Origin of the sequence: Mycobacterium sp. PDNC021 (assembly GCF_048282635.1) — a bacterium.
Lineage (GTDB): Bacteria > Actinomycetota > Actinomycetes > Mycobacteriales > Mycobacteriaceae > Mycobacterium > Mycobacterium llatzerense.
Genome location: NZ_CP182502.1, coordinates 5,531,894 through 5,552,263, shown reverse-complemented (window position 1 = coordinate 5,552,263; position 20,370 = coordinate 5,531,894). Strand labels below are relative to the sequence as shown.

Genomic DNA, 20,370 nt, shown 5'->3' with positions numbered 1-20,370 from the left:
AAATCGGCCGCCAGGGAAATTTCGCGGGTCAGTGCAGGGTGACGGTGATCGCCCGGTGCAGAGCCGCCCCGGCGACGGCGTTGGCACTGTGCCGCGGCAGGGCGACGAGCACGACGCGTTCGTCGCCGCTGGTCGGTGACTTGAGGCGTTCGGACACCAGCACCACCCGGGCGTCGGTGGCGATGACCTCGGCCGACGACTGATCCGCTGCCGGGCCGGTGTTCTCCGGTCCCGCCAGGACGTCCACGACGTCGCCTGAGCGCAGCAGGCCGGGGAGCGCGGCGTCGGCCAGATGCAGTGGCACCATGCGGGCGTCGGGTCCGGCGGCAGCGGCGGTGAGCCGGGAACCGAGCAACCGCACGTCGGTGATGACCTCACCGCGTCGCGCGGGAGCGGCCAGAGTCGAGCCGACCGCGGCGCTTGATTCGCGCAGTGCGCCGTCGGGAATGCTTGGTGCAGAACGGGATTCGACGACGACGTCGTCAGCGGTCAATGCTGAGCCGGGGGACAGGTCATGCTTGGCGACGACGACGCCGACCTGCCCGTCCCGGGGATCCGGGCGAAATTCGATGACGGCCGCGAGGACCACCAGGAAACCTGCGGTAACTCGGCGCGCGGCGGTGGTCCTGGCCCAATCGGGCCGCAGTTTCTGTGTCAGTCGGCCGATCAACGGCGCGTCGAGTGAATCCCCCATGCCGTAACGGTAGGGATTCTGCTCGGGAAACACAGGTCGGAAGGCGTCCGGCCTGTGGATAACTCAGCTGGACGCTGCGGCGGCCGGTGCGGTCGACGTCGTGCTGCTCGACGAAGACGAAGACGACGAGTCCGACGAATTGGAGCTCGACTCGCTCTTGGCCGGTGCGGCCGCGGTGCTGGAGCTCTTCGAATCGCGGCTGTCGGTGCGGTAGAAGCCGCTGCCCTTGAAGACCACGCCGACGGAACCGAACAGCTTGCGCAGTCGGCCCTGGCACTTCGGGCATTCGGTCAGCGCGTCATCGCTGAATGCCTGCACGGCGTCGAACCGGTTGTCGCACTCGGTACACGCGTAGGAATAGGTCGGCACGGAAACCTCCGAGGTCGTCAAACTTGTTGGCACTCTACCGGGCTAAGTGCCAAAACAGCTATTCGGTCCCGGGCATTCCCGGGTCGGCGGGATCCGCGGACCGGTGACGGCGGCAATTGCTTCCGGGAGCAGGGCGGGACACATAGCATTGTGTGCATGACTGGCAACATCACCAAAGGCAGCGGCTGCGACAACCCGGACTGCACCTGCGAGGACTGTAACTGCGGATCGGGATGTACCTGCGGCAAGGACTGACGTCCTCCCGTACTTCCTAGATACCCAGCCTGACCAGCCCGGACCTCGGCGTCAGGGCGTGCGTCATCGGCACGTCGTGCGGTTCGGCGGGCAGCTTCGGCAACAGGTCGTCGTCGTACACCACCGCCACGAGTAGCGCGTCCGGCGCGGCCAGCGACAGCGAGCGGTCATAGAAACCTGCACCGCGGCCCAGCCGGACGCCGGCACGGTCGACGGCCAGTGCGGGGATCAGAATCACACCCGCCTGGCTGATCGCGTCGGGCGGTAGATGCGGTGTAGCCGGTTCGAGCAGCCCGAATTGTGCCTCCGTCAGGTGCCCGGGCCGGTACCAGCCCCAGCTCAGTGAGGTGTCGGGACGGGTCACCGGTAACAGCACCCGTGCTCCCGCATCGATCAGGGCGTCCAGCATCGTGGGCGAACCGGGCTCGGTGCCGATCGGCACGTAGGCACACACAATGCCGCCGGGGTCCACCACTTCCGGCACTCGCAGCGTCAGGGCTTCGGCGTCCGCCTGCCGCTGCTCGGGGGTCAGGGCGCGACGTCGACGCAGGATGGCGCTGCGCAGGTCACGCTTGCCGGCCTCGGGACTCACGATTACCACGGTGTCATATTTGCTCCCGCGGTGTTGTACACCTGTCCAGGTATTGGCAACTTTGACGTTGCCGCCGACCTCACCAATACGCACCTTGGTGGGGCGGATCGAGGCAATGCCGTTATCGTGTGAACAATGACGACACAGACTTCAGTGCCGATGCCGCGCACCGCGGTGGTCCCGGCGGCTGGTCTGGGCACGCGTTTTCTGCCTGCCACCAAGACCGTGCCCAAGGAGTTGCTGCCGGTCGTCGACACCCCCGGCATCGAGCTGGTTGCTGCCGAGGCCGCTGACGCCGGTGGCGAGCGACTGGTGATCGTGACCTCGGAGGGCAAGGACGGCGTCGTTGCGCACTTCGTCGAGGACCTCATCCTCGAAGGAACGCTCGAGGCGCGCGGCAAGCACGTGATGCTCGAGAAGGTGCGGCGGGCGCCCGCGTTGATCAAGGTGGAGTCGGTCGTTCAGGCCGAGCCGCTCGGCCTGGGACACGCCGTCAGTTGCGTCGAGCCGGTGCTGCTGCCCGACGAGGACGCCATCGCGGTCTTGCTGCCCGACGACCTGGTGCTGCCGACCGGCGTGCTGGTGACCATGGCGAAGGTGCGCGCCAAGCGTGGCGGTTCCGTGCTGTGCGCCATCGAGGTGCCCAAGGACGAGATCAGTGCCTACGGCGTGTTCGACGTCGAGACGGTGCCCGACGCGGCCAACCCGAATGTGTTGCGCGTCAAGGGCATGGTGGAAAAGCCCAAGGTCGAGGACGCCCCGTCGCTGTACGCGGCGGCCGGCCGGTACATCCTGGACCGCGCCATCTTCGACGCGCTGCGGCGTGTGCAGAAGGGTGTCGGCGGTGAGATCCAGCTGACCGATGCCATCGCGCTGCTCATCGAGGACGGCCACCCCGTGCACGTGGTGGTGCACCGCGGGTCCCGACACGACCTGGGAAATCCCGGCGGCTACCTTAAAGCTGCGGTTGACTTTGCGTTGGAACGCGACGACTACGGCCCGGAATTGCGGCGGTGGTTGGTCGAGCGATTGGGTCTTGCCGAGCGCTGAGCGCCTGACACCGGCGGTACGGTTGGCCCGAACATGCGCGAGCATGTGGTCAGCCACGGTGTACGAGGTATCCAGAAAGGCGAGCTGTGCGTTCGGTTGAAGAACAGCAGGCCCGGGTTGCGGCTGCGGCGGTAGCGCCGCGACCGCTGCGGGTGGCGATTGCCGAAGCGCAGGGCCTGATGTGCGCCGAAGAGGTTGTCACCGAACGACCGCTGCCCGGGTTCGATCAAGCCGCCATCGATGGCTATGCCGTGCGCAGCGTCGACGTGATGGGCGCGGACTCCGGCGGCGACAGCGACGTCACTCTGCCTGTGGTCTCGACCATCGCTGCTGGTGAACGCACTCCCACCCGGCTGCAGCCGCGTCAGGCCGCACGGGTGCAGACCGGTGCGCCGATGCCGACCCTCGCCGATGCGGTGCTGCCGCTGCGCTGGACCGACGGCGGCTCGGCGCGGGTCCGGGTCTTGCGCGGTGTGCGGTCTGGCGCCTATGTGCGTCGTACCGGGGATGACGTGCAGCCGGGCGACGTCGCGGTGCGTGCCGGCACCATCATCGGGCCGGCGCAGGTCGGCCTGCTGGCGGCCGTGGGCCGCGAACGCGTGCTGGTCCACCCGAAGCCGCGGCTGACGATCATCTCCGTCGGCGGTGAGCTGGTCGACATCTCCCGGACGCCCGGAAACGGCCAGGTCTACGACGTCAACTCCTACGCGCTGGCCGCTGCCGGCCGGGACGCCGGCGCCGAGGTGAACCGGGTCGGCATCGTGGACGGCGATCCCAAGACCCTGCGCGACGTGGTCGAAGGGCAGTTGAGCCGGTCGGAACTCGTGGTGATCGCAGGCGCCGTCGGTGGTGCGGCGGCCGAGGGCGTGCGTTCGGTCCTCGCTGAGCTGGGGGAGATGGAGGTCGCGCGGATCGCGATGCATCCCGGGTCGGTGCAGGGCTTCGGAACGCTCGGACGTGACGGCGTCCCGGTCTTCTTGCTGCCGGCGAACCCGGTGAGTGCCCTCGTGGTCTTCGAGGTGATGGTGCGGCCGTTGATTCGGATGTCGCTGGGCAAGCGGCAGCCGATGCGGCGCGTGGTGCCGGCCCGCACGTTGTCTCCCATCTCATCGGTGGTGGGGCGCAAGGGATTTCTGCGTGGCCAGTTGATGCGTGATCAGGACACCGGCGAATATCTGGTGCAGGCGCTGGGCGGCGCGCCGGGCGCGTCGCATCTGCTGGCGACCCTTGCCGAGGCGAACTGCTTGGTGGTCGTGCCCACCGAGGCTGAACAGATCCGTACCGGCGAGTCCGTTGACGTGGCCTTTTTGGCGCAGCGCGGCTGAGCCGTGAACCTGTTGCGATCGAGTGCTGTGCATCCGGGCTGGCCGCTGTCGGTGGGCCCGATCCGCGTGCATGCCGGGGTGATCCGGTTACGTCCGGTGCGGTTGCGTGACGGCCCGGTGTGGAGCCGGATGCGGCTGACCGACCGTGCGCACCTGGAGCCCTGGGAACCGGTCGGTGAGGTGGATTGGACTGCGCGCCATGCTGTTTCGTCATGGCCGGCGCTGTGCTCGGGGTTGCGGTCGGAGGCCCGGCGCGGGCGAATGCTGCCGTACGTCATCGAGTTGGACGGTGAGTTCTGCGGTCAGCTGACCATCGGCAATGTGACGCACGGAGCGCTGCGGTCGGCCTGGATCGGCTATTGGGTGGCACGCCAGTTCACTGGCGGCGGGATCGCGACAGCCGCACTGGCGCTGGGTGTCGATCACGCCTTCGGTCCGGTCGGGCTGCACCGGATCGAGGCGACGGTGCGTCCGGAAAACGGTCCGAGCCGGTCGGTGCTGGCGCGGGTGGGCTTCCGGGAAGAGGGCCTGCTGCAGCGCTACCTGGAAGTCGACGGGGCGTGGCGGGACCATCTGCTGGTGGCCATGACGGTGGAGGAGATGTCCCAGTCGGCGTCATCGGCGCTGGTCAGGGATGGTCGAGCCGCCTGGGTCTGAGTGATTTGTGCACGGTTTTGCGCGGTAGGCGCGGCAAATCGTGCACAAATCGGAAAACGGCTGTGTTGCAGATGTGACATCTGTGACTGATGTGCTTGTAAGTAGCGAATTACAGGTGTGTAATTGACCCTGGCGCGTCGGCTTCGGATGCGCTGGTCACCGACCTAATCTGATGGGGAAAGGAGCCGGCGACATGCCAAGCATCCCCCAATCCCTCCTGTGGATATCCCTCGTCGTGTTGTGGCTTTTCGTGCTGGTGCCGATGTTGATCAGCAAGCGCGAGAACGTCCGCCGGACGAGCGATGTCGCGTTGGCGACCCGTGTGCTCAACACGAACGGCAACAGCCGGCTGCGACGCCGCAGCGGGCCCGCTACCGGTCACTTCAGCGACCCGCACTGGAAACAGGATGAGGACCTCACCGCGTTCGAAGAGGACTTCGCTCGCAGCGATGCGACCACCGACTCGATCCCGGTCGCCGACCCAGAAGCCGATTCACCGCGTTCGGTGGTGCTGGCCGATCAGGTCGTCGTCGAGGAATCGGCGTACCTCGACGTCGAGGTCGTCGAGATGGACTCCGGTGCGCTGCCGATCGGCGCATCGGGGCGCATGAAAGCGGTTCCCGAGCCTGAAACCCGCGAGCAGCCAACACTTTTCGACGAGGTCGCGACGCCGACCATGGCGATCCGGACCGTCTCCGAGGCGGATTTCGAGCCGGAGGAAGCGCTCACCGACGAGATGGCCGCGGCGGACGCCGACGCGCCCGAAGTCGAGGCCGAGCCGACCACCGACGTCCACGAGGCCGTCGCGGCTGACGAAGCTGACGAGGCTGTCGCGGAACAGGCCGAGGAAGAGGCCGAGGACGGCACCGAACACGACTACGAGTACGTCGACGACACCTCGGGTGTCGAGGCGGTGTCGGAGGACGAGCCGAAGCTGGCCGACTCGATGTCGCACGTGCGCCGCAACCGCTACGAGTCGAAGGCCGCCGTCGCGGCCGCCGAGCGCAAGTACCGGTTCCGCAGCCGGATGCTGTCCGGTATGGCCGTGGCCATCCTGGTCACCGGCGTTGTGGCCTTCTCGCTGGCGTCGAGCATGTGGTGGTGGTTCTGTGGCATGGTCAGCGCGGCCTCCGTGCTGTACCTGGCCTACCTGCGTCGTCAGACGCGGATCGAAGAGCAGCTGCGGCGCCGTCGTGCCCAGCGGATGATGCGGTCCCGGCACGGCGTGGAGAACACGCAAGACGAGGAATTCGACGTCGTCCCGTCCCGGCTGCGCCGCCCGGGCGCCGCCGTCCTGGACATCGACGACGAGGATCCGATCTTCGAACACCTGGAATATGCCCGGATGGGCAGGGAGTACGACCTGCCCCGGGCGGCCGGGCAGTAAGTCGGTTTTCATGTGACGGACCGGTGCTGGTAGCCTTTGCATCCGGTAAGGGGCTATAGCGCAGTTGGTAGCGCGTCTCGTTCGCATCGAGAAGGTCAGGGGTTCGATTCCCCTTAGCTCCACAGAGATTGAGCTGATCTGCTCTGCCAGGTCAGTGCGAGTGCTCCGTCGGGGGAGCGCATGCGGCGGTCGGAGATTTCGAGGGTGAATCTACGTGGTCGACGATCAATCTGGTGCTGACGCGGCTCCGGTCAATCCGCGGGCGTCACGTCGCCGGTTGTTGGTCGTGCTCGTCGTCGTGGTCGCGGGCGTCGCTGTTGCCGGGTCGCAGACACGCTGGTTCGGCCTTCGTCCAGACCCTCGCGAGGCCGTCGCCATCGACCGCTGCGAGGACGCCGTGCGCCACGATTTGGCGGTTCCGGATCAGGCCCACTTCGACCGCGTCAGGGCGCGGGTGGACATCGTCACCGAAGATGATCACGTTCGCCTCGGTTTCGATGCTTCGAAGGTCGCTGCCATGTGGGGAGTGTCGGGCTCGGTGGCTTCGCCCGGACGTTCGGGCCAGCCGGCTACGCTGGAGTTCGCCTGCCGCGCAGCCTTTTTCGAAGGCCGGCCTGTCACTGCATCCGTCAACTACGGGAGCGCGGACCTCTCCGGTCAGCTCGGAAAGCGCAGCTGACAGAGTCGACCGGGCCACGCGATCGGCGTCGGGAGTGCTCGAAAACCCGGGTAGTGTCGGTTATGAACGAGAATGCCCTTGGGTGAGGTTATTCGTATGGCGGGGAATGCAGTAGCGGTCAATCTCGGCGAATTGGACCGGTTCGTCGGTCAACTTGCGGCATTCTCGCGCGAGATCGACACAAAGGTCGACAGCCTGGCAAGCCACATCGACAGCCTGCACGCGCAGTGGCACGGCACGGCAGCCGAAGCGCATGCGAAGGCGCACGCCGAATGGGCGCAAGGCGCCCAATTGATGTCCGACGGTATTCGTCGTCTCCGAGAGGCTTCAGTCAACGCGCACAGTGCGTTCACCACGACAGTGCAAACCAACAAGGCGTTGTTCTCATGAGCGGTGGGCTGCACGTCAACCCCACAGATTTGGCACTGACGGCTCAGACCGCGGATACCACTGCCGATGAGATGTTTGAGCGGTACCACGCGATGGCGGCCGAAGTAGCCGGTCTGCTCGACGGCAGGTGGAAGGGTGCGGCCGGCGTGTCGTCGGCCGGCCAGGCGATCTGACCCGCGGCGCTTTCAGCGGCTCGCCACGGCCGGCTGCGACAACCCGTTGAGTGAGGACAGTTCCCGGCTGAATCCTGTTGCGGTGTCAGAATCCGTCTGGGTGACGTTGTTGGCCGCCGAGACGATCTTGTTTCCGTTGGCCGCCAAATCGTCGATGAAGCTGTTCATCTGATTGTGCAGCTTGTTCGCATACTCAACGAGCCGAGGTCCAGCCGCAAAGCTCGGGTTGCCACGCGCCGCTGCTTCTTGTGAAGTGAAGTATTTGTTCGTTTGCGCCTTTGCGGTACCGGCCAATTCACTGAGGCGCTGACCGCTTGCCTTCACTTCGCCGGGGTCGATGTTGATGTCGTCGCTCATCGCATTCCTTATGTTGTCCGGAAGATCGGCTACCAGGTTCTCTTGGGCTGCACGATCTCGATCTTCTGCTGGCCGTACCCCTGCTCGAATTCGGGTAGGCGGCCATTGAGCGGATAGTTCTTGGCGGAATCCGAGTGTTGGGTGTAGAGGACTTCCCCGTCCGGCAGGACTCCGGTCACGACGGTCGACGCCTGACGGGCGACGACGGGTTACGTCGCGGTCATCGTCACGGCCAGGACGACTCCGAAAACCAGTGCAGGCGGGGTCATCCCGGCGAGAAACCGAAGCCCGAACCGACGGCCACCGGCGGTGAACGCCAGCACCGTCTTCACGATCAGGTTGGAGCCGAGTGCTGCCGCCACCGCGAGCAGCGCGGTATCGACGGTGACATCGCCCTTGGCGGCAAGGCTGGCGGCGGCGACCGCACCGGCGTGCGCATCGGCCAGGCCGGCGGCGAACGCGGCGAGCACAGTGCCCCCGGCGCCGAGCACATCAGCACCCCACCGACCGACCAGCAGCGCAAGGGTCAGGACTGCGGCGAGGATCAGCGCCGGCCGCAATGCGAAAGGTCGGGTTGTGGGGGCTGCGCCGGCGTCGTGGTCGGGGGATGGTCTGTCTTCGGAGAGCCGACCGGCTCCTCGGTAGACGACGGCGGCGATAGCGACCAGCACGACGGCACCCGCGACGACGGGCGGCCATAGGCGCTTGAGCACTTCGGCGTCGACCACGGCGATCACGATGAGTAGCTGGACAAAAGTCGCCAAGCTGGCCAGCAGAGCGCTGGCCAGAGGCGCCCGCAAGCTCGGTGTCGTGCGGCTGAGCCGCCCCATGGACGCCGTCGTTGCGCTCGCTGAGACGAATCCGCCCGCGATGCCGGTGATGAGCAGGCCGCGTTCCGGGCCGAGCGCCCGAACGCCGATGTAGCCCACCCATCCGATACCGGTGAGCAGCACGACCAGGAGCCAGACCTTCTCCGGATTGAGGACGCCGTACGGTCCGAGACCGCGATCCGGTAGCAGCGGCAGGATCACGAACGCGACGACGAGAAACTTGATGGCGTCTTCCAGTTCGACCTCGGTCATGATGTCGCGGGCGAAACGATGGATGCGGGTTTTTGAGACGAGCAGGCCTGCGACGACGACGGCGAGGGCCACGGCCAGCGCTGGGCGGGAATAGGCAAGGGCGCCAAGGAGGTACGCGACCAGTGCGGCTGTCGCTGTGGTGGTCCCTGGGTCTTCGTCGCTGGTGCGGAAGTAGGCGAGGGCGACGAGCGCACCGACGCCGAGAAATACAGCGACGACGGCCCACTGACCGAAAGCCGCTGCGACTGCACCGGCCAGCGACAGCAGCGCGAACGAGCGTGATCCTGCGGGAAGTTTGCGCGCGTGACTGCGCTCGCGTTCCAGGCCCAGCAGCAGCCCGATGGCGAGCGCTACCAGGAAGGGTTCGATCTGCTGCCAGCTCACGTGGGCTCCTGCGGCTATCGCGCGGACGGGAACTGGGGCGGGCGCTTCTCCCGCAGCGCGGTGTAACCCTCGACCACATCGGGTCCGAGGAACGTCAGCATCTCGTAGGCCGCGGACTGGTCGAAGATGGGGCCGGCGTTGCGGAGCCAGTTGTTGAGGGCGCGTTTGGTGAGCCGGATCGCCTGCTGGGCACCGGTGGCAAGCACGTCGGCCACCCGGAGTGCTTCGTCCAGGACCTGTTCGCGGGGCAGGGCTTTGGCGACCATGCCGATGCGCTCGGCCTCGACGCCGTCGATCATCTCGCCCGTCATGAGGTAGTACTTCGCCTTCGCGGTGCCGGCCAGCAGCGGCCAGATGATCGCGGCGTGATCGCCCGCGGCCACACCGAGTTTGACGTGCCCGTCGCCGATCTTGGCGTCCTCGGCGATGATCGCCACGTCGGCCAGTAGCGCGGCCACGGCGCCGGCGCCGACCGCGACGCCGTTGATCGCGGACACGATCGGCTTGTCGCAGTTGATCATGTTGTAGACCAGGTCGCTCATCTCGTCGAGCATGTGCGAGACCCGGGCGTAGTCGCCGGCCATGCGTTCGACCATGGCCAGATCCCCGCCGGCGCTGAATGCCTTTCCCGCACCGGTGATCACGGCGACCCGGGTTTCCGGGTCGGCCGCGACGTCCTTCCAGATGTTGGCCAGCTCGGCGTGCATGCCCTCGTCAGCGGCGTTGTACTTTTCCGGCCGGTTGAGGGTGATCAGCAGGACGCCGTTGTCCCGGCGCGTCAGGGACAGCTGCTGGTAGTCGGTGAGTGCCATCTCGCGAAGCCTTTCTGCCGCATGCGGGTGCATGCAGACCGATGGCAACTCACGTTACGGTCTCCCGACCGCCGTCGTGGTCAGCCCGCGCGGACGACGGCCTCGGGCGGCTGAGCTGCCCGCGACCAGGCCAACGGATTCAGGCTGCGGTACGGATCGCCGGCCCGGACTTCCTGCAGGTCGGCCAGGATCTGTTCCAGCGCTTGCTGCGTCGCCGATTTGACGGTCTCCACCCACCGGGCGTGGTTCGTTCGGCTGGTGGGCGCGGCGGTGGAAATCGGCTCGCCGAATTCCAGATACATGCGCTGCGGGCGGGGGATCAGCGTCGGCCCGATGCCGCGCACCAGGGGCATCGCCATGTCGGTGCGGCCGGCGAGCCGTTCGCCGATGGATTGGCTGAACCGGCCCAGCGGGCTGTCGCGTTCGATGAGGGGTTCGTAGACGTCGTCACTGCCGACCAGACCGACGGGCACGATCGGGTACCCGCTTTCGATGGCCACGCGGGCGAAACCGCTTCGGCCGTCCCATTTCAGCTGGTACTCCTCGCCCTTGAACTTGGGCATCTCGCGCCCACCGCCGGGGAAGACCAGCACGGTTTCGTTGTGCCGCATCAGTTCTCGTGCGGTGTCGGGGTGGCCGACGACACCGCCGTAGGCTGCGACCAGATCGCCGCCGAGGCCCGACATCTGGCCCAGGGCCCGTTCGGCCAGCGGTCGTATCCGCACCCCGAGCTCGCGCCGGACGTAATACGGCATCAGGAGTACCTCGGCGAACCCGAACGCGGTGTGGTTGCCCACCAAGAGGAATCGGCCATCGCGGGGCAGCCGGTCCAGCCCGGTGACGAACGGCCGGTACAGGTCGATCAACGGATCGAGGGCATCGCCGGTGGCGCCCAACATGTTTCGCAGTGTGCGGACGCGTTGCGGCGGATCCATGATGGCGGCGATCTCGTCGTCGGTGACGGTCGGCCGGCCCTGTGGCGGTCCGAATCCCATCGTTGCTCCCATCGGTGTCGTGGTGTTGACACCAACGTACCGACAGATTGGCTAGCCTGGCTAATAAAAGGCTGTGAAACGAACAGCGCCCCACTGGACTAGCGCCAACGCGGCGACGCTCGCAACGCGGCTCGTTCCTTCGGTGTCGTCGCACCCCAGATGCCGTAGGGCTCACCGGCTTCCATGGCGTGGCCGAGGCAGTCACGCAGGACGGGACAGTGGAGGCAGATCTGCTTGGCGTGCTCTTCGTGCGCGATTCGCCGCGCGCCGCGATCGTCATCGCCGGTGTAGAACACCTCGGCCGGCAGTCCACGGCACCGGGCATGCAACTGCCAGTCCCAGGCTGCGGTGGTGACCGCGCCCCGCGTGTGGCACGCGGGGCGCGGCCGGGGCCGGATGGTGCGTGAAGGAGAGCCGAATGTTTCGCCGGGGTAAGGGGAAACCTGCGGCAAGGTCATCGGCCGTACTTGCGATTGAACTTCTCGACGCGGCCGGCGGTGTCCAGGATCTGGCGCTTGCCGGTCCACACCGGGTGCGAGTCCGAGGTGACGTCGACGACGATCAGGGGGTAGGTGTGAACTCCGTCGGCGGTCTGCCATTCGATGGTTCGCGAACTGGTGGCGGTGGATCGGGTCAGGAACGAGCGTCCGGTGGTGGCGTCCTGGAAGACGACGGGGTGGTAGTCGGGGTGAATGCCGGCTTTCATGAGGACCTCCAGCGACTAAGTGAAAATCGTTTTCAATAAGGCGTGGCCGACGATACCCGAACCGCGCAGGCTTGTCGAAAATCGTTTTCAGTAAAGGGTGGTGTCAACGGCACCACGCGGCGTGCCGTCCGCCGGTAACGTTTCCGACGTGCCGGAATCGACGACGGATGAACTGGCCTCGCTGGGTTTCTTCTCCAAGTGCCGTCAAGAGGACCTTGACCGGCTCGCGCCCTTGCTGCGTCCGTTGACGGCCGAACCTGGCGAGGTGCTGATGACGCAGGGCGAACCTGCGCAGTCGTTCATCCTGATCAGCGCCGGCAGCGTCCGGGTGACGCACACCGCCCCAGACGGCGAACTCAGCGTCCACAACCTCGGCCCGGGCCTGATCGTCGGTGAGATCGCGCTGCTGCGAGGCGGCACCCGCAACGCCACCGTGCTGGTCACCGAACCGCTGACCGGATGGATCGGCGGACACGACGCCCTTACTGCCATGCTCGACGTCCCCTGTATGGCAGAGCGGCTGGTGCGTACGGCGCGCCAGCGGCTCGCGGAGTTCATCACGCCACTGCCGGTGCAGCTGAGTGACGGCAGCCAGATGTTCCTGCGCCCCGTGCTGCCCGGCGACAACCCGCGAGTGCGCCAGGGGCCCGTCGAATTCTCGACCGAGACCATGTACCGCAGATTCCAGACCGCCTACGAGCCCAGTCCCGCGCTGATGGCCTACCTGTTCGAGGTCGACTACGTCGACCACTTCGTGTGGGTGCTGACTGACGGGGCGGACGGGCCTGACGGCCCGATGGTCGCCGACGCGAGATTCGTTCGGCTGCACGAGAATCCGACGGTCGCCGAGGTGGCCTTCATGGTGGGTGACGACTACCAGGGCCGGGGCATCGGGACTTTCCTGATGGATGCCCTGGTACCCGCCGCCCGTGGCGCGGGCATCGAGCGGTTCGCGGCGCGAGTGCTGTCCGACAACTTTCCGATGCGCAAGATTCTGGAGCACTACGGTGCGACCTGGGAACGCGACGACCGGAACATGATCGTCACCGAGTTCGACGTGCCGACACCTAAGCAATTGTCGTTGTCGCACAAGCAGTATCGCGACATCTACACGCTGGCGCAGCACGTGATCAAAGCGGTCGGCTGATGACCGACTCGCTGTACTCCGGGCGTCCGCTGCTGAACAAAGACACCTCGGTGTGTATCTCGCTGGCCGCCCGGCCCAGCAACATCGGCACGCGCTTCCACAACTACCTCTACAACGAGCTCGGTCTGGATTTCGTCTACAAGGCCTTCACCACGACGGATATCGCCGCGGCGATCGGTGGCGTCCGAGCCCTGGGCATCCGCGGCTGCTCGGTGTCCATGCCGTTCAAAGAGGACGTCATCGCACTGGTCGATGAGCTGGAAGAGTCTGCGCGCGTGATCAATTCGGTGAACACGATCGTCAATGACGCGGGCCGGCTGACGGCCTGCAACACCGACTATCTGGCCATCGCGCGGCTCATCGACGAGCACGGCCTGAACCCCGCGGAGACGCTGCTCATCCGCGGTAGCGGTGGCATGGCCAGCGCGGTGGCAGCGGCGTTCCGGGACAAGGGGTTCGAGGCGGGCACCATCGTGGCCCGCAACCAGGAGACCGGGGGCCGGCTGGCGGACCGGTTGGGGTATCGCTACGCGGCAGGCGCGTCAGGTGGCGCGGACATCGTCGTCAACGTCACCCCGATCGGGATGGCGGGTGGGGCCGAAGCCGACGATCTGTCGTTCGAGCCAGAAGTTATTGCCAAGGCGCACAACGTGTTCGACGTGGTTGCCCTGCCATCGGAGACCCCGCTGGTGCGCGCGGCGCGGGCGGCCGGGATTCCGGTGATCACCGGCGCCGAGGTCATCGCACTGCAGGCCGCCGAACAGTTCGAGCGCTACACCGGGGTGCGGCCGACCGCCGAGCAGGTGGCCGCGGCCTCGGTGTTCTCCCGCGCGTGAACTGCGCCTGACTCAGGGCACAGTGATCTTCAGTGACTTGTCGATCGATGACGTCGCATCCATCAGCGGCGCGATCGTCTCCTTGGTGCCGCTGGCGTTGATCTGCAGCACGATCACGCCGTCCTTGGTGGGGATGGCCGCCGTCTTCTGAGCCATCAGCCGATCCTTGCCGTCCTGGTTGTACATGCCGCCGACCTGACACGCCTTGAAGCCGGCGAGCTTGGCGTCGCAGTTGGTGCCGGCGTCCTGCCAGTTGTGCAGGTTCTGCAACTCGCCGGGCGCGTACTCCAGCACCTCGTCGGCATTGCCGCCGGGCAACTTCGAGATCAGCACGATGATCGTCGGCGGGTCGGCCTTCATGGCCGGGTCATCGAATTTGCTTGCGCTCCAAGCCCATTTCGGCGTCAGCGCGCCCGCGTCCACCCAGCCCGGCGGGAGCGGCATGGTGAGCGTCGGCGCACCGGGATCGCCGGGGTGCAGCTGCTGCTCGGTGATGTTCTTCTCGCGCAGGTAGTCCCGGATGGTCTTCTTCGGCGCTGCCGGAGCCGCCGGCGCGCCGGGCGCCGACGAGGTCGGTGCGGCCGCGGCGCTGGTGCTCGAGGCGCTGCTGGACGTCGACGACGGTGCCGGTTTCGAGCCCGAGTCGCATGCACTCGCGCCCAGCGCGCTCACCGTCACGGCCAGCGCAACGCCGGCCACCTTCATCGACACCATTTCCGTCTCCTGTCGTCGGATGCAGACTACGGGGCGGACGCGGCGGGTGGCGCGAGCTTTCGTCGCTGTGCCGTGTCCGCAAAATATCCGTCGGCGTGGCACCGGGTATCTACCGCGGTCGGCGGGTTTGCCGTGCTATCAACAGCAAATGCGCGCATTTGCGTTGTCGGCAGTGGTTCTGCTGTGCGCCGCGTGCGGCTCGACCACCGAACCCGCGCGGCCGACCACCACTGCGGCCGCGAAGCCCGCCGATCCGGCCGCCATAGGTCGGATGCGCCGGCAACTGCCCAAAGAGCTGCAGGGCTACGAGTTCGGGGCGTTGCCCGCGCCCGCCGCGCCGACGACGTTCTGGGGCATGCCGTCCGGTTCAGTTGCGGACCCGGCGGACTGTGGCGCGTTGGTGGCGGCACCGGCTGACGGGGTGCGGGGCTGGTCGGCGTCAGGGTCGGGCGGCATCGTGTACGTGACTGCGGCGCCGGGCGACGCCCCGACGCCAGAGCTTGCCGGCGACTGCCAGTCCTGGACGTTGAACACCGGCCGTGCGCGCGCGGCCGTCGACCGCACCGACGCACCTCGGATCGCCGACGCCCGGACGCTGGGCATGACGGCGCACATCACCACCAGTGTCGAGAACGGCGCGCAAACCCATTCGCAGGCAACGACTCTGATCGCCTACGTCGATACGCTGGCGGTTTCGGTCACCATGGTGACCGATCCGGGGGCTGTCGCGCCCGCGCTGCCCGCGGATCTCCCGGCGACGTTGTTGGACGCGGCCGTGCGGTCGGTGCGGGGCATCCCGGCCGTGGACGGGTCAGCCCGGTAGATTCGCCACAATGCGCAGAACGGTGCTCGCGGTGGCCTCCGCCGGTCTGGTGGCGGCATGCACGTCCCACGCCCAGGTGGTCGCCGACCCCGACATCACCAAAATCCTTGATCTGAAGGGCACTTTCGGGCCCGAATACCAGGTCAAGACGGTTGCGCCGACGGGCATCGACCCGCGCGCATTCGCCCCGCAGACACTGCCCCCTGGCCTGAAATTCGAGCCACCGGACTGCGCCAAGTTCGCCTCCGGCATGGCCGTCTCACCCGGCGCCAAGGGCAACATGACCGCCGTCACCGCAGAAGGCCAGGGCAACCGGTTCGTCATCCTGGCAGTGGAGACGTCCGAACCGATCGCTCCGGCTGACCCGGGTGACGCCTGCAAGAAGGTCGCCTTCTCCGGTGCGGGGCTGCGCGGTCTGGTCGAAGAGGTACAGGCACCGGCCATCGACGGGGTCAAGACCGTCGGCACGCATCGCATTCTCGAGACGGTGGCCAACGGCAAGCCCGCCACCGGCCAGCTCTACAACTACGTCGCCGGTTTCGGCAGGTTCCTGGTGATCGTCACCGCCAACTCGCTTGTCGTGCCGGACCAGCCCGTGGTGCCGGTGAACACGCAGCAGGCGACGGAGCTGCTGACCAAATCGGTCTCGACGGTCAGGGGTCAGTAACTAGCGCACGTCGCGCGGCCGGAACTGGATGCTGATCCGCGGTCCGGTGGGGCGGGCGGTCTTGGGTACCGCGTGCTCCCAGGTGCGCTGGCAGGCGCCGCCCATCACCAGCAGGTCCCCGTGGCCCTGCGGTAGCCGGACGCTGGTGCGCCTGCCGTCCGCGGCGGCAGTGCGCGGGCGCAGGGCGAAAACCCTTGTCGCCCCGAGGCTCAGCACCGCGACCATGGTGTCCTGCGTGCTGCTGCGGCCGATGGTGTCGCCATGCCATGCCACGCTGTCGGCGCCGTCGCGGTACAGGCACAGGCCGACGGTGGTGAACGGCTCGCCGAGTTCGTGAGCGTAGGCGTCGTTGAGCCGCACCCGCAGCCGCGCCAGCCCGGGATGCGGCGCCCGTTCCCGGGCCAGGTCGTGGAAGCTGACGAGACGCGGTACGTCCAGCACCTTGTCGTACATCTGGCGCTGCTCGGCGCGCCACGGAATTGCGGTCAGCAGTTCGTCGAAAAGGGTGTCGGCGCCCGTGAGCCAGCCTGCGCGGACGTCGACCCAGGCGCCGTCGTCGAGCCACCGCCGTTCGGCATGGTCGAACAGCGAACCCTGAACCGCCAAGGACACCCCGCGATCTTATCGCACAGGCGTTCGATGCGCCGGGGGGATCACCGCCAGGAGGGCAGCACGATCTCCATGTTCCAGGTGGACGGTGAGATCGGCAGCCCGGTCAGGATCGGGTACATCCACGCGAAGTTGGTGATCACCAGCGCCACGTAGAAGCAGACGACCAGCAGCCCGAGTGTTCGTCGTTCCGGTTCTGTCGATCGTGGATAGAGGATGTCGCCGAGGATGAGCGTGATGAGGATGATCAGGAACGGCGCCATGGGCGTCGCGTAGAAGAAGTACATCTGCCGGTCGATATCGGCGAACCACGGCAGGTATCCCGCGGCGTAGCCGGTGAGCGCGGCCGCGTACCGCCAGTCGCGTCTGACGAACGTCCGCCACACGGCCCAGGCCAGCACCGGCACCGCGATGAACCACATGGCCGGCGTACCCGCCAGCATCACGGCCTTGACGCACGACTGCGCGCCGCACCCCGGCACGTTGTTGTTGTCGATGGCGTAGAGCACGGGCCGTAGCGACATCGGCCATGTCCACGGCTTCGACTCCCACGGGTGGTGATTGCCGGCGGCGTTGGTCAGCCCAGAATGGAAGCGGTAGACGTCGTGCGTGTAGTACCAGAGCGAGCGCACCGTGGCGAGTGGGCCCTCGCCGATGTTCCGGCCCTCCATGTGCCGGTCGATCGCGGTCTCGGAGGCGAACCACGGCGCGTACGACGCCAGGTAGACGCCGACCGGGATGAGCGTCAGCGCCCACATGCCGGGCAGGACGTCGCGTCGCAGCGCGCCCAGCCAGGGTCGCTGCACGCGGTACGCGCGCCGGGCCGCGATGTCGAAGGCGACGGTCATCAGGCCGAAGAACACCATGTAGTAGAGGCCCGACCACTTGACCGCGAGCGCGAGCCCCAACAGCACGCCGGCCCCGAAGCGCCACCACCGCACGCCGAGCCGCGGGCCCCAGACGGTCTCGGCGATGCGGCCTTCGGTCATCGCGACGTGCATGCGGGCGCGCACCTGGTCGCGGTCCACGAGGAGCGCGCCGAACGCCGCCACGATGAACACGGTCTGATAGACGTCGAGCAGGGCTGTGCGGGCCGAGACGAAGCTGACGCCGTCGGCGATGATCAGCAGGCCGGCGATGCCGCCCAACAGAGTCGAGCGCGTCATGCGCCGCACGATCCGCGCCACCAGCAGCACCAGGATGACGCCGCATACCGCGCCCGAGAACCGCCAGCCGACGCCGTTGTAGCCGAAGATCCACTCGCCGATGGCCATCAGCTGTTTGGCGACCGGGGGATGCACCACCAGGCCGTAGCCGGGGTTGTCCTCGACGCCGTTGTTGTGCAATACCTGCCAGGCCTGCGGCGCGTAGTGCTTCTCGTCGAAGATCGGGGTACCCGCATCGGTGGGTGAGCCCAGGTTCAGGAACCGGGTGATCATGGCCAGCGCGGTGATCACCGCGGTCATGGTCCAGCCGCGCAGCCGGTCGGTGGGGCCGAAATCGGCGGCGGGCGTCAGCGGCGCCGGACTGATCACGGGGACCTCGCGCTCGGCCTCGGATGCGTCGAGAGCGGGGGCGGTCACGTCAGCGATCGTAGGCTGTCCCGGTGACATCAGTTTCTGGTCCACTCGCGGACGCCGGTCGGCTGCTGCTCGCGGCCACTCCGTTGGGCCAGCCCGGCGACGCTTCGGCACGCCTGATCGAGGCGCTCGGCAGTGCCGGCGTGATCGCCGCCGAGGACACCCGACGGGTGCGCGCGCTGGCGGCGTCTCTGGATGTCCGTCCTGTCGGGCGCATCGTCAGCTTCTTCGACCAGAACGAGGCGTCCCGGGTGGCGGGGCTGGTCGAGTCGGTCGCCGCGGGCGAGACCGTGCTGGTGGTCAGCGACGCCGGTATGCCCTTGATCAGCGATCCGGGCTACCGATTGGTGGCGGCGTGCGCCGAGGCGGGTCTGCCGGTCAGCTGCCTGCCGGGCCCGTCGGCGGTGACGACGGCGCTGGCGGTGTCCGGGCTGGCGTCGGACCGGTTCTGCTTCGAGGGCTTCGCACCGCGGAAGGGCCGGGCGGCGTGGCTGGCCGCGTTCGCGACCGAGCGACGGACGTGTGTGTTCTTCGAGTCACCGCGCCGCTTGGCCGAGACCTTGGCCGAGGCAGTGGCTGCACTGGGGCCCGATCGGCGCGCTGTCGTGTGCCGCGAGCTGACCAAGACCCACGAGGAGATCAAGCGCGGGACGCTGGGGGAGCTGGCCGAGTGGGCCGCCGACGGCGTGCTCGGCGAGATCACCGTGGTGCTCGCGGGGGCGACACCGGTGGCGGACATCGAGGCGTTGGTCGCGCTGGTGCAGGAATTGGTCGACGACGGAGCGCGCGTCAAAGACGCCTGCGCTCAAGTGATCGCCGAGAACCCCGGTGCCCCCTCCCGGCGCGAGCTCTACGACGCCGTCCTCAAGTCCCGCGACTGACAGTTCGCACGATCAGGGGCCGACGATGGCGGCGGCCTTGTGGAGGCATTCTTCCCACTCGCGGTCGGGGTCGGAGTCGGCGGTGATGCCGCCGCCGACGCCGAGGATCGCCGCGCCGTCGGCGTCGAATTCCACCGTGCGGATCGCGACGTTCAGTTCGGTGCCCGCCAGGGGCGATGCCAAACCAACGGTCCCGCAATAGATTCCGCGATCGTAGGGCTCCCATTCGGCGAGGAGTTCGCGGGCGCGGCATTTCGGGGTGCCGGTGACGGAAGCGGGCGGGAAGGTGGCGTCCAGGACCGCCGACATCGGCGTCGCTGCCGGAACCTGTGCGGTCACCGTCGACACCAGGTGCCAGACGCCCGGGGCGGGTTTGACCGCGAGCAGTTCGGGAACCCGGACCGAACCGGTGGTGGCGACGCGGCTCAGATCATTGCGGACCAGGTCGACGATCATGATGTTCTCGGCGACGTCCTTGACTGACGACGCCAGCTCCGACGGCGAATGATAAAGGGGGAGCGTGCCTTTGATGGGGCTTGAGGTGACGACCTCGCCGCGGCGGCTCAGGAACAACTCCGGCGACAGCGACGCCACCGAACCCCACTCGCCCGCGACGAACGCGGCCCGGGCGGGCGCGGTCCGGGCGACGGCGTCGACGAAAAAGTCAACGGGCGCACCGGTTATCCGTCCGGTGAAGCGGGTACAGACGCAGGCCTGGTACACCTCGCCGGCGGCGATCGCCTCCAGGCAGGCCAGCACGCCGGCGCGGTGACTGGTGCGGTCCGGCGGACACCAGTCAATCGAGTACGGCGCGGGCGCCGCCGGTTCCAGGTCGGCGAGCCAGTCGGGAATCGTTGCCCCGGAGAGGCTTTCGTACCACCAGCGCCCGGCCGCGTCCTGCCGGAGCACGCAGTCCGACCAGCCGCCCGCGGCCATCGGTATGCGGCCGTCACCGTCCGGGTACGACAGGTAGCCGAACCAGCCGCCGCCGATCACCTCGCCGGAACCCGGTGGCGCATCGAAGACTTCGGTGGCAGTCGCCGGCTCGATGGAGACGCTCGGCGCGATGACGGCCGTAGCACCGAACCAGTCGCCCAGCAGCGCGGCCGGCGGGGGCAGGCCGCGCCGAGCGGCGGCGTCGGCGACAGCCTTCAAGACCCCCGGGGCGGCGCCCAGGTCGGCCAACCGCTCGACTCGCACGCCCCA

General features: G+C 67.6%; 26 protein-coding genes and 1 tRNA gene. 13 read left to right on the top strand and 14 right to left on the bottom strand.

Annotated features, from left to right (window positions below):
- Nucleotides 1-28: 28 nt before the first annotated feature.
- The 3 genes from ACNO8X_RS26575 to ACNO8X_RS26565 form a co-directional block, all read right to left on the bottom strand.
- The gene (locus tag ACNO8X_RS26575; RefSeq protein WP_418003425.1) at nt 29-694 is read right to left on the bottom strand and encodes an SAF domain-containing protein; all 666 of its coding nucleotides are present in this window, start codon (nt 692-694) and stop codon (nt 29-31) included.
- A 63-nt stretch (nt 695-757) separates the two neighbouring features.
- Entirely contained in the window at nt 758-1,063 is a 306-nt protein-coding gene (locus tag ACNO8X_RS26570; RefSeq protein WP_418003424.1) for an FmdB family zinc ribbon protein, read from the bottom strand.
- 271 nt (nt 1,064-1,334) lie between these two features.
- Nucleotides 1,335-1,913: a 5-formyltetrahydrofolate cyclo-ligase gene (locus ACNO8X_RS26565; RefSeq protein ID WP_418006045.1), complete on the bottom strand. Its 579-nt coding sequence runs from the start codon at nt 1,911-1,913 to the stop codon at nt 1,335-1,337.
- A 156-nt stretch (nt 1,914-2,069) separates the two neighbouring features.
- Between ACNO8X_RS26565 and ACNO8X_RS26560 the strand changes: the two genes are divergently transcribed.
- From ACNO8X_RS26560 to ACNO8X_RS26525, 8 genes are all read left to right on the top strand, one after another.
- Nucleotides 2,070-2,960, top strand: a complete 891-nt coding sequence (locus ACNO8X_RS26560) for a UTP--glucose-1-phosphate uridylyltransferase (protein WP_418006044.1) — start codon at nt 2,070-2,072, stop codon at nt 2,958-2,960.
- An 86-nt stretch (nt 2,961-3,046) separates the two neighbouring features.
- A complete protein-coding gene (gene glp, locus ACNO8X_RS26555) occupies nt 3,047-4,285 on the top strand; it encodes a gephyrin-like molybdotransferase Glp (protein ID WP_043398868.1) in 1,239 nt (412 codons plus the stop codon).
- Between the two features lie 3 nt (nt 4,286-4,288).
- Nucleotides 4,289-4,942, top strand: a complete 654-nt coding sequence (locus tag ACNO8X_RS26550; RefSeq protein ID WP_418003423.1) for a GNAT family N-acetyltransferase — start codon at nt 4,289-4,291, stop codon at nt 4,940-4,942.
- 193 nt (nt 4,943-5,135) lie between these two features.
- Nucleotides 5,136-6,329: a gephyrin-like molybdotransferase receptor GlpR gene (gene glpR / locus ACNO8X_RS26545; RefSeq protein WP_418003422.1), complete on the top strand. Its 1,194-nt coding sequence runs from the start codon at nt 5,136-5,138 to the stop codon at nt 6,327-6,329.
- Between the two features lie 49 nt (nt 6,330-6,378).
- Nucleotides 6,379-6,451 (top strand) — tRNA-Ala (locus tag ACNO8X_RS26540).
- A 92-nt stretch (nt 6,452-6,543) separates the two neighbouring features.
- Nucleotides 6,544-7,008, top strand: coding sequence for a hypothetical protein (locus ACNO8X_RS26535; RefSeq protein ID WP_418003421.1), 465 nt, complete (start codon nt 6,544-6,546; stop codon nt 7,006-7,008).
- Between the two features lie 78 nt (nt 7,009-7,086).
- Nucleotides 7,087-7,398, top strand: a complete 312-nt coding sequence (locus ACNO8X_RS26530; RefSeq protein WP_418003420.1) for a WXG100 family type VII secretion target — start codon at nt 7,087-7,089, stop codon at nt 7,396-7,398.
- On the top strand, nt 7,395-7,571 hold the full coding sequence (locus ACNO8X_RS26525; protein WP_418003419.1) for a hypothetical protein: 177 nt from the start codon (nt 7,395-7,397) through the stop codon (nt 7,569-7,571). Before ACNO8X_RS26530 ends, ACNO8X_RS26525 begins: the two co-directional genes overlap by 4 nt.
- 12 nt (nt 7,572-7,583) lie before the next feature.
- Here the strand turns inward: ACNO8X_RS26525 and ACNO8X_RS26520 are convergent, their stop codons facing one another.
- The 7 genes from ACNO8X_RS26520 to ACNO8X_RS26490 form a co-directional block, all read right to left on the bottom strand.
- Entirely contained in the window at nt 7,584-7,928 is a 345-nt protein-coding gene (locus tag ACNO8X_RS26520) for a hypothetical protein (RefSeq protein WP_418003418.1), read from the bottom strand.
- 29 nt (nt 7,929-7,957) lie between these two features.
- Complete coding sequence (locus tag ACNO8X_RS26515) at nt 7,958-8,107, bottom strand: hypothetical protein (protein WP_418003417.1); 150 nt, start codon at nt 8,105-8,107, stop codon at nt 7,958-7,960.
- A 30-nt stretch (nt 8,108-8,137) separates the two neighbouring features.
- Nucleotides 8,138-9,394, bottom strand: coding sequence for an MgtC/SapB family protein (locus ACNO8X_RS26510; RefSeq protein WP_418003416.1), 1,257 nt, complete (start codon nt 9,392-9,394; stop codon nt 8,138-8,140).
- 14 nt (nt 9,395-9,408) lie between these two features.
- Nucleotides 9,409-10,206, bottom strand: a complete 798-nt coding sequence (locus ACNO8X_RS26505; protein WP_418003415.1) for an enoyl-CoA hydratase/isomerase family protein — start codon at nt 10,204-10,206, stop codon at nt 9,409-9,411.
- A gap of 80 nt (nt 10,207-10,286) precedes the next feature.
- Complete coding sequence (locus tag ACNO8X_RS26500) at nt 10,287-11,201, bottom strand: lysophospholipid acyltransferase family protein (RefSeq protein ID WP_418003414.1); 915 nt, start codon at nt 11,199-11,201, stop codon at nt 10,287-10,289.
- Between the two features lie 98 nt (nt 11,202-11,299).
- The gene (locus ACNO8X_RS26495; RefSeq protein WP_418003413.1) at nt 11,300-11,659 is read right to left on the bottom strand and encodes a WhiB family transcriptional regulator; all 360 of its coding nucleotides are present in this window, start codon (nt 11,657-11,659) and stop codon (nt 11,300-11,302) included.
- Nucleotides 11,656-11,907, bottom strand: coding sequence for a type B 50S ribosomal protein L31 (locus ACNO8X_RS26490; protein WP_418003412.1), 252 nt, complete (start codon nt 11,905-11,907; stop codon nt 11,656-11,658). Before ACNO8X_RS26490 ends, ACNO8X_RS26495 begins: the two co-directional genes overlap by 4 nt.
- A 148-nt stretch (nt 11,908-12,055) precedes the next feature.
- On the opposite strand from ACNO8X_RS26490, the gene ACNO8X_RS26485 reads away from it, so the two are divergent.
- Entirely contained in the window at nt 12,056-13,054 is a 999-nt protein-coding gene (locus ACNO8X_RS26485) for a GNAT family N-acetyltransferase (RefSeq protein WP_418003411.1), read from the top strand.
- Complete coding sequence (locus ACNO8X_RS26480) at nt 13,054-13,890, top strand: shikimate 5-dehydrogenase (RefSeq protein WP_418003410.1); 837 nt, start codon at nt 13,054-13,056, stop codon at nt 13,888-13,890. The genes ACNO8X_RS26485 and ACNO8X_RS26480 overlap by 1 nt, the downstream gene beginning before the upstream one ends.
- Before the next feature lie 12 nt (nt 13,891-13,902).
- Here the strand turns inward: ACNO8X_RS26480 and ACNO8X_RS26475 are convergent, their stop codons facing one another.
- Nucleotides 13,903-14,604 carry an LpqN/LpqT family lipoprotein gene (locus ACNO8X_RS26475; RefSeq protein WP_043398886.1) on the bottom strand — a complete coding sequence of 234 codons (702 nt, stop codon included), beginning with the start codon at nt 14,602-14,604 and terminating at the stop codon, nt 13,903-13,905.
- Nucleotides 14,605-14,752: 148 nt separating this feature from the next.
- On the opposite strand from ACNO8X_RS26475, the gene ACNO8X_RS26470 reads away from it, so the two are divergent.
- Both ACNO8X_RS26470 and ACNO8X_RS26465 read left to right on the top strand, forming a co-directional pair.
- Nucleotides 14,753-15,427 carry a DUF5642 family protein gene (locus tag ACNO8X_RS26470; protein ID WP_418003409.1) on the top strand — a complete coding sequence of 225 codons (675 nt, stop codon included), beginning with the start codon at nt 14,753-14,755 and terminating at the stop codon, nt 15,425-15,427.
- A 10-nt stretch (nt 15,428-15,437) separates the two neighbouring features.
- Entirely contained in the window at nt 15,438-16,094 is a 657-nt protein-coding gene (locus ACNO8X_RS26465; RefSeq protein ID WP_418003408.1) for a DUF5642 family protein, read from the top strand.
- Here ACNO8X_RS26465 and ACNO8X_RS26460 read toward each other — a convergent pair whose 3' ends face one another.
- Nucleotides 16,095-16,706: an alpha-ketoglutarate-dependent dioxygenase AlkB gene (locus ACNO8X_RS26460; RefSeq protein WP_043398896.1), complete on the bottom strand. Its 612-nt coding sequence runs from the start codon at nt 16,704-16,706 to the stop codon at nt 16,095-16,097.
- Between the two features lie 41 nt (nt 16,707-16,747).
- On the bottom strand, nt 16,748-18,286 hold the full coding sequence (locus ACNO8X_RS26455) for a dolichyl-phosphate-mannose--protein mannosyltransferase (RefSeq protein ID WP_418003407.1): 1,539 nt from the start codon (nt 18,284-18,286) through the stop codon (nt 16,748-16,750).
- Between the two features lie 23 nt (nt 18,287-18,309).
- On the opposite strand from ACNO8X_RS26455, the gene rsmI reads away from it, so the two are divergent.
- Nucleotides 18,310-19,164: a 16S rRNA (cytidine(1402)-2'-O)-methyltransferase gene (gene rsmI / locus ACNO8X_RS26450; protein ID WP_418003406.1), complete on the top strand. Its 855-nt coding sequence runs from the start codon at nt 18,310-18,312 to the stop codon at nt 19,162-19,164.
- 12 nt (nt 19,165-19,176) lie between these two features.
- Here the strand turns inward: rsmI and ACNO8X_RS26445 are convergent, their stop codons facing one another.
- Nucleotides 19,177-20,364 (bottom strand): aminodeoxychorismate synthase component I, encoded by a 1,188-nt coding sequence (locus ACNO8X_RS26445; protein WP_418003405.1) that lies wholly within the window; start codon nt 20,362-20,364, stop codon nt 19,177-19,179.
- Nucleotides 20,365-20,370: the final 6 nt, after the last annotated feature.